Origin of the sequence: Tranquillimonas alkanivorans (genome assembly GCF_900115595.1) — a bacterium.
GTDB lineage: Bacteria > Pseudomonadota > Alphaproteobacteria > Rhodobacterales > Rhodobacteraceae > Tranquillimonas > Tranquillimonas alkanivorans.
In genome coordinates this window covers 1-12,124 of the sequence record NZ_FOXA01000036.1, presented here as the reverse complement: position 1 = coordinate 12,124, position 12,124 = coordinate 1, and the positions used below count along the sequence as shown (strand labels likewise).

Below are 12,124 nucleotides of genomic sequence, written 5' to 3'. Positions count from 1 at the left end.
GAGAACCCATCATGCCGCCGATGAGCGAGACCCAGGACAGGATGCGGCCGGCGAAGGCTGGTCGCAACGGCAAGAGCCGCGTGACGATGGAGGCCGTGGGCCGGCTTGCCGGCGTGTCTCAGGTCACCGTCTCGCGCGCGCTCAGCGATCCCTCCAAGGTGTCCCCCAAGACGCTTGAGAAGATCCGGGAGGCGATCGAGGTCACGGGCTTCGTCCCCAATGCGCTGGCCGGTGCCCTGGCCTCGAGCAAGAGCAAGCTGGTCACGGCTCTCGTCCCTTCGATCACCAACATCGTCTATTCGACGATGGTGAACGCGTTCGGCGAGGAGATGCGCCGCGAAGGCTACCAGATCCTGCTCTCGAGCACCGGCGTCTCGCTCGAGGAGGAAGAGGCACTGATCGCGACCCACCTGTCCCGGCGTCCCGACGCCGTGCTGTTGACCGGCATCCACCATTCGCCGCAAGCCCGCAAGATGCTGCTGGGCGCGGGCATCCCGGTGGTCGAGGTCTGGGACACCACCGACTCGCCCATCGATTTGTGCGTCGGCTTTTCGCACGTCGCGGCCGGCCGCGCCGTCGCGGACTTCGCGGCGGATGCCGGCTACGCTTCGGCGGGCACGGTGTCGGCGGGGGACGAGCGGGCACTGCGGCGTAAGGCCGCCTTCGCCGACCAGTTCCTGCGTCGGACCGGCTCGGAGGTCGCGCAGGTCGACTTCGATGACGCGGCCAGCCTCGCCAACGGGCGCGAGGGCCTGAGGCGGCTGATCGACGAGCAGGAGTTCACGCGCGGGGTCATCTTCTGCAGCTCCGACCTGCTGGCCCATGGCGTGCTGATCGAGGCGCAGGCCCGTGGCCTGTCGACCTTGCGGGATATCGCCGTTATCGGCTTCGGCGACCAGGATTTCGCGCCCTATACCGAGCCCGCGCTCACGACCGTCCGCGTCGACCGCGCCGCCCTCGGCTTCACGGCCGCGCGCGCCTTGCTCGACCGCTTCGAAGGGCGCAATCCGCCGCAACCGGTGACGGACCTGGGCTTCGAGATCGTGCGGCGCCGCTCGGCCTGAACCGCCGCCGTCAACAGGCGAGGTACCGACGCGTGCCTCAGCGCGCCGCCCACCGCCGGTCGACGCAGCTCATCTCTTCCCCGAAGCCGTTGTCCTCCCTCTCCCAGTCCGAGGTCACTCGATGATCAGGCCGCTCCTGCGGGCCGCGGCGCCACCGATCACGGGCTCGCGGCCGCCGCGCAGGATCGAGTTGCCTTCGTAGAGGGTGCGCTGGTCGATCTGGGGCGGGTTCAGCCAATCCTCTTCGCGCATCTGCCCGCTCTGGCCGTAGGCGGCAAGCGCGTTGCCGTAGCAGACCTGGCGCACCGTCTCCTCCGCGATGCCGCTTTCCAGCGCCAGTTTCGCCGTCTTGGGCACGCCCAGACAATCCGAGATGCCCCAGTCGCAGGCGCTGTCGACGATGATCCGCTCGCCACCATATTGCTTCAGCAACTCCACCATCCGGCGATTGCCCATCTTGGTGGAAGGGTAGATCGAGAAGCCGGCCCAGAAGCCCCGTTGCAGGGTCTCCGCCACCGTCTCTTCGTTGTTGTGGTCGATGACGACCATCGAGGGATCGATGTCATGCTCCTCGATCACGTCCATCGAGCGCGAGGTGCCGCGCTTCTTGTCGCGGTGCGGTGTGTGGACCATTACCGGCAGAGCCAGCTCCTTCGACAGTTCCAGCTGCGCGCGGAAGTACCTGTCCTCAAGCTCGGTCTGCTCGTCGTAGCCGATTTCGCCGATGGCGACGACGCCCTCCTTCAGGGCGAAACGGGGCAGCCACTCCATCACGCCTTCGGCCAGTTCCTCGTTGTTGGCCTCCTTCGAGTTCAGGCCGATCGTGCAGTAGTGGCGGATGCCGAACTGCCCGGCGCGAAACCTTTCCCACCCGACGATGGATGACAGGTAATCGACGTAGGTGCCGACGAAGGTGCGGGGCTGGCCGATCCAGAAGGCGGGCTCGATCAGCGCGACGACGCCCGCGGCGGCCATCGCCTCGTAGTCGTCGGTGGTCCGGCTGATCATGTGGGCGTGCGGGTCGATGTACATCAGGCGGCCTCCAGTGTCGTCCAGTCCAGCCGTCCGGCCGCGATATCGTCGGCCTCGGGCCGGCCCTCGATCATCCGGCGCGCTTCGGGCGCGGGCGAGGCGGCGAGCGCGAGCGCCGCGCCCTTCGCTCCGGCGCCGCCTTCCGACAGGGCCCGTTCCAGGTCCGCCAAGGCCGCGCCGTCGGTGGCGAAGGGACCGACGCAGCGCCAGAGTTCCGGGGTTACGGGACGCCCGGCGGCCCAGCGCTCATGCGCGAATTCGCGCAGGATGCGGGCCAGCTCGGGGTTCGCACGCTCGTCCAGACCCACGACGGGCGACAGGCGGCTGCCGACGAACAGCGCCTTGAGGATCATGTGATTCCAGCGATGCTCGTCGAAATGGTCGCGCGGAAACGGGTTGTGGTGGGCGATGGCCTCGAACACCGGTTTGAGGTTCGACCGCAGGCCCTCGCCGGCCTCGAAATGCAGCGTCTCGGGCTCCGGATAGACGGGCAGGCCGCGATAGAGCGCGATCATCTCGGCCGCGTCCGCCGTGCGGCGGAGGTCCTTGAACCGCTCCGCGAAAGGACGCTGCCCGGCGTGAACCAGCAGCGCCAGAACCCGCGCCGCGCCGTCGACGCTCCAACCGTCGAGGCTCCAGCCCGGCCGCGCCGCCTCGGCCGCCGTGCGCTCGTCCTCGGTCGGATCGAGGTCCGCCTTGCCCAACCGCCGGGGCGCGAGACCGAGGAAGATGTGCAGGTCGCGCTCGGGGGCGCCTTGCCCGAGCGCGGCCAGTTGCGCCGTCACCCACTCGCTTTCGTCACCCGCGCGCGACAGGACGACGTCGCGCAGGACCTCGGTCGCAGACGGCATGGCATCCCTCCCTATCGTTACGTCAACGATACGGTTAACACTTTCAGTTGCAACGATTCCCAAGCCCGGTGCAGCGATGCAGAAGACACTGGTAATCCTCGTGGTCGGCCTGGCCCCGCACCTTCTGGGCCGCGACACGCCGAACCTGCAGCGGCTGGCCGAACGCGGGGCGCTGAGGCCGCTGGACACGGTCACGCCCGCCGTTACCTGCACCGTGCAGTCCACGCTGGTCACCGGGCTCATGCCTTTGGGCCACGGCGCGGTTGCGAACGGCTGGTACTTCCGCGACCTGCGCGAGGTGCTGCTTTGGCGGCAGCCCAACAACCTGGTCGAGGGCGAGAAGATCTGGGACGCTGGCCGCAAGCGCGACGCGGACTTCACCTGCGCGAAGATGTTCTGGTGGTACAACATGTATTCCACCGCCGACTGGTCGGCGACGCCGCGCCCGATGTACCCGGCGGACGGGCGCAAGATCCCCGACCACTACGCCCATCCCCATGCGCTGCACGACGAGCTGGACGCGAAGCTGGGCCAGTTCCCGCTGTTCAAGTTCTGGGGTCCGCTGGCCGACATCACCTCGTCTGACTGGATCGCGAAGGCGACGCTGCATGTGATGCAGACGCGCGACCCGACGCTGACGCTGACCTACCTGCCGCACCTCGATTACAACCTTCAGCGGCTCGGCCCCGACCTCGATCACCCGCGCCTGCGCGAGGATCTGCGCGAGATCGACGCCCTGTGCGGCGAACTGATCGAGGAGGCAGACCGCACCGGCCGCCGGATCGTCGTCGTCTCGGAGTACGGGATCACCAAGGCCACCGACGCCGTCCACATCAACCGCGCCCTGCGCCAGGCCGGTCTGATCGCTGTCCGGCCCGAAGAGCATGGTCGGGAAATCCTCGACTGCGGCGCGAGCGCGGCGTTCGCCATGGCCGATCACCAGATCGCCCACATCTATGTCGCGGACCCGGCGCGCATCCCCGAGGTCAAGGCGCTGGTCGAGGGGCTGGACGGCGTCGAGTCGGTTTGGGACGAAGAGGGAAAGAAGGCGCACGGGCTGGATCACCCGCGCTCGGGCGAGCTGGTGGCGGTGACGAAGGCCGATCGCTGGTTCAGCTACTACTACTGGCTGGACGACGAGAAGGCACCGGACTTCGCCCGCACGGTCGATATCCATCGCAAGCCGGGCTACGACCCGGTCGAGCTGTTCGTCGATCCCGAGATCCGCAATCCGAAGCTGGCCGCCGGCCTGAAGCTGGCCAAGCGGAAGGCCGGCTTCCGGCAACTCCTCGACATCATCTCGCCCTCGGCCACGCATCTGGTGAAGGGCACGCACGGGCGGATCACCGACGACCCGGCGGAGGGGCCGCTGGTCATCTCGTCCGAGGCCGATCTGATGCCCGAGGCGCCGGTGCGGGCGATCGACTTCAAGTCACTGGTCCTGCGCCACGTCTTCGACTGACGCTCAGGTTCCCGGCACCACCCGCTGAAGCAGGAGCGTCAGACCGAACGCCGCCACCGCCAGCAGCGCGAGGACGGGCAGACCCGCCGACGCCACCAGCGCCGCGTCGTAAAGCGAGATGCCCGCGATCAGCGTGACCACCGCCTTCGGCACGTCGCCCTTCGCCCGGCGGAACAGGAGCCGCAGCGCCGCCGCCATGACCGCGGCGAGCCCGGCGCAGACGACAAGCCCCAGCCCGCTGCCGCTTGCGAAGATCACTGCGATCACCAGCGGCAGCGCCAGCACGGCGAGCGGCCATGCGCGGTCGAGGCGATCGTACGCCTCCTGCTTGGCCGCATAGGTCAGGCCGACGACGTAGGCGAAGAGCCCCAGCGCGCCGACCAGGACAGGCCAGGGCAGCGGGCCGAGCGCCAGCGCGGCGAAGAGGTAGCAGAGAAAACGGGTGGTCCCCATGATCACCGGGCTCAGGACGGTTCGCTTGTGCACCCAGTCGTAGAGCAGCACCGCCCCAGCCAGCGCCAGCGCAGCCGTGCCCGCCGCCGGGCCGGAGGCGAACCCGGCGAGCACGCCGAGCGCCAGCAGTCCGCCGCCCACGGCGAACACGGTGCCGCGCCCGATCTCGCCCAAGGGGATGGGTCGCGCGCTGCGTTCCGCCGCGTCGATCTCGGCGTCGAAGGCATCGTTCAGCCACATGCCGCCGACGTAGAACAGGCTCAGGATCACCGCCGCCGCCAGCACCGGCCCCGCCGCCACGGCGGCTCCGCCTGCTAGCACCGCCCCTGCGAGCGCGTTGGTCCAGACGGTCGGCAGGTTCGACACCCGCCCGAGGCGAAGGATCGTGCCGGCGCTCAGGCCAGCCGGTCGGTCACCCAGCGCAGCTCCCGCAGGATGGCCTCTTCCATGCGCTCGGTCCGCAGTCGGTCGGGCAGGACGTCCCATGTATAGGTCTCCACCTCCAGGTGTGGCGAGATCGGGCGCTGCCGGTGCAGGCGCAGGATCTCGTCCAAGAAGTCACGGGTGCTCTCGAACGCGCCGAGGTCCTTGAGGAAGACCGGGACGTGGAAGTGCACGCGCCACTCCTCTCCGTCCGCCTCGAAACCGCGCGCCAGCGCCGGGTCCAGGTCCGGCAGGCGGTGCAGCGGCCCGTCGCCGCGGCGAGAGATGACCTGGTGCAGGTACGTCGGCTCGTCGAAGCTCGCCAGCGCCTCCCGCGTGGCGAGCGTCACCTCCGGCACCCGCAGCGCAGCGCTGAGTTGCAGCTTGTGGACCGGCACGCCGGCCTCGCGCAGGATCGCCAGGCTGTCGGCGGGGTCCTCGAACTCCACCGCAGCGTGGCAGACGTCGTAGCACAGCCCGATGTGGCGCGGCAGCGCCGCGCGCGCCTCGCCCACGCCGAGGTCTGTCAGCGCCGCCAGCCGCTCCGCGGCCGCGGCCGACAGCAGGTGATTGCTGAAGAAGCCGGCCGTCTCCTGGATCGTCTCGAACATGCAGGCAGGCTCCGGCTCGATGGCCAGCGCGACCGTCACGCCTGTGCGCCGCTCCAACCGGACGAGGTGCGCCACGGTGCGAAGGTAGTTCTCGGCAACCGCCTCCTCGTGCCCCTCCGACAGCCATCGAAAGCAACCGGGCACGGTGCTCAGGCTCACCCCCTCGCCCTCCGGCGCGATCTCGGCCATCAGGTCGGCGAGCTCGCAGGTGTAGGCGACGCGCTCTTCCTCGCGCCAGTCGGGGCGATACACGTCTTCCTTCACGCGGGTGCCGTGGAAGCGTCCGTAGGGAAAGCCGTTGACCGTGACCGCGCGCAGCCGCTCGCGGTGCAGGATGTCTTTCAACTCCGCCCGCGCCTCGGGCGCGCGCAGGTCGTGCAGCGCCCGGCCCGAGAAGCGCAGCCCCACGGGGAAGGCGCCGTCTCCGGCGATGCCGTCGCGCACGTGAAGGACGGGGCCGAGCAGAGCGGCGCGCACCTCGTCCCACGTCTCGGTCGGATGGATGTTCAGGCAGTAGGTCAGGATTTCGTTCACCCTGTCGCCTCCTGCCGCGTCAGCCAGTCGAGCGCACGGGCCACCAGATCCGGGTCGATCTCGTGCACTTCGACGCCGGTTCCAAGCTCCTTGAGCAGCGTCACGGTCAGTTCGCCGCCCAAGTGCTGCCGGAACTCGTCCAACCCCGCCAGCAGGACCGGTCGCCCGTCCGCCGCCGGCGTCACGAGCGCCGGGTGGAACAGCCGGAACCCGAGGCGTTTGAGCAGGCGCGCGACGCGGTCGTCCGCACCCTCGGGCAACAGCCCGGCGAGGACCGAGTAGCGGGTGTCGAGCGCGATGCCGATGGCGACCGCTTCACCGTGCGTCACATCGTGCCCGCTGAGGGTTTCGAGCTTGTGCGCCGACCAGTGCCCGAAATCGAGCGGCCGGGCCGAGCCCATCTCGAACGGATCGCCGCCGTGGGCGATCTGCGCCATGTGGAGTTCGGCGCAGCGGCGCACCATCCACTCCTCGGCTTCGCGCTCGAAGGTCGCGAGACGTCCGACATTCTGCTCGAGCCATGCGAAGAACGCGCCGTCGCGGATCAGGGCGACCTTCACCGCCTCGGCGATGCCCGAGACCCGCTCTCGTCGCGGCAGGTGATCGAGGAAGTCGAAGTCGTTCACCACCGCCCAGGGCGGGGCGAAGGTCCCGGTGAAGTTCTTGTAGCCCTTCAGATTGACCGCGTTCTTCACGCCGACGCCCGAGTCATTCTGCGACAGCACCGTTGTCGGCACCCGCACCAGCCGCACGCCGCGATGCGCCACCGCCGCGCCCAGCCCCACCGCGTCCAGCACCGCACCTCCGCCGATGACGACGACGAAGGAATGACGGTCGATGCCGTGCCGGTGGATCGCCTCCTGCACCGCCTCGTATTGCCCTGGCTCACGCTTGATCGCCTCGCCCCCCGGCACAATGGCAATCGGCGCGGCAAGCTCCATGCGCGGCTGAGAGTCGAACCAAGCGCGCACCCGCGCCTCGAGGTCCGGCTGCGCCGAAAGAACACCTGCATCCGTGAACACGAGGCATCGGTGGGTTTTCCTCGGCTCGGCCCGCGCGATGACCTCCGCCAGCGGACGCGCGCCGGGCGCGAAGACGTCGCGAGTGAAGACCACCGGGTACTCGTAAGGGACCGTGAAGCGCTGCCAGTGCACCGTGCCGTGGCACGCGGGGGCGGAAATCGCCTCGGGTCGCGTCATCGAACAATCCTTCTCCCGACATCCCGTGCGGAGCGCCGTCGACTAATTTACCCAACGATAAGCAGGTTTGCCCCGAGCGGGCAATGCGTCAGCGCATGTGCGCCGACGGGAAGGAGGTGCCAGGCCTCCAGTCGTCGGCCGCCCGGCGCAGCGCATCCCGCTCCAGCTCGGACAGCCGCGCGCCCGCCGGGGTGACCGCCCGCGCAGCTGCGGGATGACCCCGCCGCGCGGCGGCCTCGTACAGGAAGAACGCGAGGCGCCGTGACAGCGGGACACCGCGTCCGGTGGCGTGCATGTTGGCCAGCGCGTGCATCGCGCGCACGTCGCCGCGTTCGGCCGCGATGCGGTAGTAGCCGACGGCCGCCTCGTCGTCGCCGCCGGCTCGCGCAAGGTTGCCCAAGGCCAGCGCCGTTTCGGCCACGCCGCGGGCCGCGGCCGCCTCGAGCCAGCGCAACGCCTCGGCCCGGTCCACCTGCACCCCCTGCCCGCGCAAGAGCATCAGGCCGAGATTGTGCATGGCTCGGGCGTCGCCCGAGCGAGCGGCGCGGCGGAACCAGCGCACGGCCACCTCGTCGCGTGCCGTCATGCCGTAGCCATAGCGAAGCCGGCGCGCCTCGTCCCAGATGTCGAATTCCGGCGGGACGGCGTCACAAAGGGTGGGAACGCACAGCGCCGCCGCGCCCGTGGTTCCTGCCTCGGCGACGGGCGGCACGGACGCCCAAGCTGCTGCAACGCAGAAATATTTCACAACATCAGAGCAGCGATTAACGATATTGCGAGTCATGAGGGTCATGTGCCACGTTTTTCCGGCAGCTATGCCGCAGGCACTGCATTGCAAGGGAGGAATTTTCCTATGAAACGCTTTTTGACCGCCGCCGCCGTCATCCCGCTCTGCCTCGGCGGCGCCGCTTTCGCACAGACCGTTCCCGAAACCGTCGACCAGGTCGCGCAGCCCGGCGGCACGCTGCCCGGCAACCCCGAAATCGTACTGGTCCAGGTGGCCGAGGGCTTCGCCGATCCCACCAACGTCGCCAATGCCGGTGACGGCAGCGGTCGGATCTTCGTCACCGAACGCGCGGGCCGCGTGAAGGTGGTAGACGGCGAGGGTAACGTGGCCGACGAGCCGTACATCGACCTTACCCAGATCAACCCGCTCGGGACGAACGTGCAGACCGGCTTCGTCGAGCAGGGCCTCTATTCCATCGCCTTCCACCCGAACTTCGCCGAGAACGGGCACGTATTCCTGCACTACGCCTCTCTGCCCTTCAATGGCGACGGCATGATCGTGCGGGTGACGGCCGAGAACCCGAGCGACAACGCGATCTCGGCCGACCGGATCAACGAGACGGCCAAGGTCGTCATGCGGATCGAACAGCCGTATTACAACCATAACGGCGGCCAGATCGCCTTCGGACCAGACGGATACCTCTATATCGGCTCGGGCGACGGGGGCTGGGAAGGCGACCCGCTCCAGGCCGGCAAGGACCTGTCGACGCCGCTGGGCAAGATGCTGCGGATCGATGTCGACGTCGAGGATTACCGCGCCTATGACATCCCCGAGGACAACCCGTTCCGCGCCGCCTCGGCCGAGCAGCTCATGGTCCTGTTCGGCATCACCGAGGAGGAGTTCGCGGGCATCCGCACCAAGGCCGAGCCCGAGATCTGGTCGTACGGCGTGCGCAACCCGTACGAGTTCGCCTTCGATCCCGAGACCGGTAACCTGTTCATCGCCGACGTGGGCCAGAACCACTGGGAAGAGATCATCTTCCAGCCCGCGTCATCCGAGGGCGGCGAATACTACGGCTGGCCGGACATGGAGGCCGCGTTCTGCCACCCGATGACCGGCGATCCCGCCGAGCAGGAATGCGCGGTGGTCGGCGTGCTGCCGGCGGCGATGTATCCGCACTCCACCGCCTATCCCGGCGCCGAGGAGACCAGCGACGGCGGCTGCTCGGTCCAGGGCTTCGGCGTGGCGAATTACGGCGGGATGGAGGGCGTATATCTCGCCGGCGACTGGTGCACGGGCCGCGTCTTCGGCCTGGGCTGGGACGGCGAGCAGTGGCAGTTCCAGGAGATGATGCAGACCGGCATGCAGTTCACCGCCGGGGGCTACGACGAGGACAACAACGTGCTCGCCGTCAACGCCAACAACTTCTACCTCGCCGACCAGGGGCCCGACGCGAACCCGCCGGGAAGCCTTTGGCGCGTGATGCCCGCGGGCGAAGCGCCGGAGGGTGCCACTCTGGCGCGCACTGTTCAGTAACGCGCTCTCCGGGCCGCCGGTTTGTGCCGGCGGCCCGGAGACTAGATACTTCCCGACTTCGGAGAAATGAATGACCCCTCGCGGACGCACACTCGCCCTCGGCCTTCTGGCCGCCTCTCTTCTCTCCGCGCCGGCCGTGGCGCAGGACGAGACCGACATCCCCACGAAGGACGGCGAGATCGTCTTTCGCGACGCGCTTACGGATGAACCCCTCGAATTCCAGTACATGCCGGACCAGGAGCTCACCGACGCGGTCGAGCAATTCCACGAAACCGGTGAGAACCCGTATTCCGGCGACGCGGACGCCATCGCGGCGGGCGAGGACCTTTACCGCAGCCTCTGCCAGGCCTGTCACCTCGCCGACGGCAGCGGTCGTATCGGGCCCAGCCTGGACGACGACGACTGGCTACGCGCGCGCACGGACACCGACGTCGGTCGTTTCGAGATCATCTATGGCGGCGGCGCCGGAGCGATGCAGGCGTTCGGCCGCAGGATCACCCAAGACGAGATCCTCCAGGTCATGGCCTACGTCGACACGTTCCGGGAATAGGATGGGCGATCTTCCAGCGACGCGCTCGCGCAGACGGTCTGCCAACGGCGAGATTGGCGACCTTGGGCCCGACGGGATCACTGTCGCGGAGCTAAGTGTCGATGGCCACCTTGAACAGCGCGAGTTCGCGCGGGTTGCCCGAGGGAGAGAGCGTCGGAGCTGGCCACAGAAATGGACCAAGCCACGAAACGCCGTGGCGTAGCGCTTGCCAGCGCCAACTCTCCTTCTGCGGCAGCCGGGCTCCGGTTCACCTTGACGAGATCAAACCAGCATGCGCCGCGGGTCGGTGATCAGGCTGGCGTAGTGGCTCAGGAAACGCGCAGCATCGGCTCCGTTGATGACCCGGTGATCGTAACTCAGGTCCATCGGCACCATTGGCACCGGGCGCGGCACGTCGCCGTCCCAGACCGTCACCGTCTCGGTGCGCGTGAGGCCCAGGATCGCGACCTCGGGCGGGTTCACGATGGGCGAGAACGCAGTGCCGCCGATGCCGCCGAGGTTCGAGATGGTCATCGAGGCACCGCCCATCTCTTCGCCCCTCAGCTTTCGCTCCTGCGCCTTTCCGGCGAGCTCCGATATGTCGGCCGCAAGGCGCCAGAGACCTTTTCGGTTCGCGTCGCGGATCACCGGCACCATCAGGCCGTGCGGCGTGTCGACGGCTATCCCGACATGAACGTACTTCTTGAGGATCAGCGTTTCGCCGTCGTGCGAGAGGGACGCGTTGAACCGGGGAAAGGCGCCGAGCGTGCGGGCGAGCGCCTTCACGTGGAAGGCCAGCGCGGTCAGCCGGACGCCGCGCAGGCGGGCCTCGTCCTTCATGGCGGCACGGAACCGCTCGACCGCGCTGACGTCCGCCCGGTCGTGGTGCGTTACTGCCGGTATCAGCGCCTGCGCGGCGGCCAGGTTCTGCGCCGCAACCCGCGCGACCCGAGGCATCGGCTGCTCTTCAACCGGGCCGAACGCCGCGTGGTCGACATCCCAGTAGCGCACGGCGTCTCCGGTCTGGGCGGCAGGCGCGACGGACTTCCGGTCGAGCTTCGCATCCACGTCCTCGCGCCCCAGCGTCTCTCGCCCGCTCTCGCGCGCCAGCGCGACGAGGTCCACGCCCTTCTGCGCCGCGTAGGCGCGGGTCGAGGGGCTGGCTTTCACGTTGTCCATACCGCTCACCACTCAGCCGAGATGTACTGGGTTTCCATGAACTCGAACATGCCCTCGTGCCCGCCCTCTCGGCCGATGCCCGACTGCTTGGAGCCGCCGAAGGGTGCGGCGGGGTCCGAGACCAGCCCGCGGTTGAGCCCGACCATGCCGTAGTCGAGCCGCTCCGACACCTGTATCCCGCGCCTGAAGTCGCCCGAGAAGACATAGGCGACCAGCCCGTACTCGGTGTCGTTGGCCCGCCGGATCACGTCATCCTGGTCGGTGAAGGTCTGGAGCGCGGCGACGGGGCCGAAGATCTCGTCGTGCACGCAGTCGGCCGTCTCGGGCACGTCGGTCAGCACCGTGGGGGGATAGAAGAAGCCCTTGCCCTCGGGCGCCTGGCCGCCCAGGCGCAGCTTGGCGCCCTTGGCGACGGCATCCTCGACGAAGGCCTGCACCTTGTCGCGGGTGGCGGCGTTGACCAGCGGGCCGACGTCCACGCCGTCCTCGAGCCCGTCGCCCATCTTCAGCGCGCCCATGGCGGC

Annotated in this window: 12 protein-coding genes; 4 read left to right on the top strand and 8 right to left on the bottom strand. The window is 68.7% G+C overall.

Going from position 1 to position 12,124, the window contains the following annotated elements; genetic code table 11:
• The first annotated feature begins 11 nt into the window (after positions 1-11).
• Positions 12-1,064, top strand: a complete 1,053-nt coding sequence (locus tag BM162_RS19980) for a LacI family DNA-binding transcriptional regulator (RefSeq protein ID WP_245759357.1) — start codon at positions 12-14, stop codon at positions 1,062-1,064.
• Positions 1,065-1,178: 114 nt separating this feature from the next.
• Here BM162_RS19980 and BM162_RS19975 read toward each other — a convergent pair whose 3' ends face one another.
• Together BM162_RS19975 and BM162_RS19970 are read right to left on the bottom strand one after the other, a co-directional pair.
• The gene (locus BM162_RS19975) at positions 1,179-2,096 is read right to left on the bottom strand and encodes a TatD family hydrolase (RefSeq protein WP_093425415.1); all 918 of its coding nucleotides are present in this window, start codon (positions 2,094-2,096) and stop codon (positions 1,179-1,181) included.
• Complete coding sequence (locus BM162_RS19970) at positions 2,096-2,947, bottom strand: EboA domain-containing protein (protein ID WP_093425414.1); 852 nt, start codon at positions 2,945-2,947, stop codon at positions 2,096-2,098. The genes BM162_RS19975 and BM162_RS19970 overlap by 1 nt, the downstream gene beginning before the upstream one ends.
• A 76-nt stretch (positions 2,948-3,023) precedes the next feature.
• Between BM162_RS19970 and BM162_RS19965 the strand changes: the two genes are divergently transcribed.
• Positions 3,024-4,409, top strand: coding sequence for an alkaline phosphatase family protein (locus BM162_RS19965; RefSeq protein ID WP_093425412.1), 1,386 nt, complete (start codon positions 3,024-3,026; stop codon positions 4,407-4,409).
• Positions 4,410-4,412: 3 nt separating this feature from the next.
• Here the strand turns inward: BM162_RS19965 and BM162_RS19960 are convergent, their stop codons facing one another.
• The 4 genes from BM162_RS19960 to BM162_RS23000 form a co-directional block, all read right to left on the bottom strand.
• Positions 4,413-5,348, bottom strand: a complete 936-nt coding sequence (locus tag BM162_RS19960) for a UbiA family prenyltransferase (RefSeq protein ID WP_093425438.1) — start codon at positions 5,346-5,348, stop codon at positions 4,413-4,415.
• On the bottom strand, positions 5,258-6,430 hold the full coding sequence (gene eboE, locus BM162_RS19955; RefSeq protein ID WP_093425411.1) for a metabolite traffic protein EboE: 1,173 nt from the start codon (positions 6,428-6,430) through the stop codon (positions 5,258-5,260). The genes BM162_RS19960 and eboE overlap by 91 nt, the downstream gene beginning before the upstream one ends.
• Positions 6,427-7,629, bottom strand: a complete 1,203-nt coding sequence (locus BM162_RS19950; RefSeq protein ID WP_093425409.1) for a 3-dehydroquinate synthase — start codon at positions 7,627-7,629, stop codon at positions 6,427-6,429. Before BM162_RS19950 ends, eboE begins: the two co-directional genes overlap by 4 nt.
• An 88-nt stretch (positions 7,630-7,717) precedes the next feature.
• Positions 7,718-8,341: a tetratricopeptide repeat protein gene (locus BM162_RS23000; protein WP_218153147.1), complete on the bottom strand. Its 624-nt coding sequence runs from the start codon at positions 8,339-8,341 to the stop codon at positions 7,718-7,720.
• 141 nt (positions 8,342-8,482) lie between these two features.
• Here BM162_RS23000 and BM162_RS19940 point away from each other — a divergent pair, with 141 nt between their 5' ends.
• Positions 8,483-9,892, top strand: a complete 1,410-nt coding sequence (locus BM162_RS19940; protein ID WP_093425408.1) for a PQQ-dependent sugar dehydrogenase — start codon at positions 8,483-8,485, stop codon at positions 9,890-9,892.
• Between the two features lie 70 nt (positions 9,893-9,962).
• On the top strand, positions 9,963-10,442 hold the full coding sequence (locus BM162_RS19935; protein WP_093425406.1) for a c-type cytochrome: 480 nt from the start codon (positions 9,963-9,965) through the stop codon (positions 10,440-10,442).
• Positions 10,443-10,703: 261 nt separating this feature from the next.
• Here BM162_RS19935 and BM162_RS19930 read toward each other — a convergent pair whose 3' ends face one another.
• Both BM162_RS19930 and BM162_RS19925 read right to left on the bottom strand, forming a co-directional pair.
• Positions 10,704-11,600, bottom strand: a complete 897-nt coding sequence (locus tag BM162_RS19930) for a 2-oxo acid dehydrogenase subunit E2 (protein ID WP_093425405.1) — start codon at positions 11,598-11,600, stop codon at positions 10,704-10,706.
• A gap of 5 nt (positions 11,601-11,605) precedes the next feature.
• A partial coding sequence (locus BM162_RS19925; RefSeq protein ID WP_143096163.1) for an aldehyde dehydrogenase family protein occupies positions 11,606-12,124 on the bottom strand: 519 nt, incomplete at its 5' end.

Excerpts from the sequence above, each read along its gene's own strand:
- BM162_RS19980 (WP_245759357.1), top strand. The coding sequence starts at position 12 with ATGCCGCCGATGAGCGAGACCCAGGACAGGATGCGGCCGGCGAAGGCT.
- BM162_RS19975 (WP_093425415.1), bottom strand. The coding sequence starts at position 2,096 with ATGTACATCGACCCGCACGCCCACATGATCAGCCGGACCACCGACGAC.
- BM162_RS19970 (WP_093425414.1), bottom strand. The coding sequence starts at position 2,947 with ATGCCGTCTGCGACCGAGGTCCTGCGCGACGTCGTCCTGTCGCGCGCG.
- BM162_RS19965 (WP_093425412.1), top strand. The coding sequence starts at position 3,024 with ATGCAGAAGACACTGGTAATCCTCGTGGTCGGCCTGGCCCCGCACCTT.
- BM162_RS19960 (WP_093425438.1), bottom strand. The coding sequence starts at position 5,348 with ATGGGACGTCCTGCCCGACCGACTGCGGACCGAGCGCATGGAAGAGGC.
- BM162_RS19950 (WP_093425409.1), bottom strand. The coding sequence starts at position 7,629 with ATGACGCGACCCGAGGCGATTTCCGCCCCCGCGTGCCACGGCACGGTG.
- BM162_RS19940 (WP_093425408.1), top strand. The coding sequence starts at position 8,483 with ATGAAACGCTTTTTGACCGCCGCCGCCGTCATCCCGCTCTGCCTCGGC.
- BM162_RS19935 (WP_093425406.1), top strand. The coding sequence starts at position 9,963 with ATGACCCCTCGCGGACGCACACTCGCCCTCGGCCTTCTGGCCGCCTCT.
- BM162_RS19930 (WP_093425405.1), bottom strand. The coding sequence starts at position 11,600 with ATGGACAACGTGAAAGCCAGCCCCTCGACCCGCGCCTACGCGGCGCAG.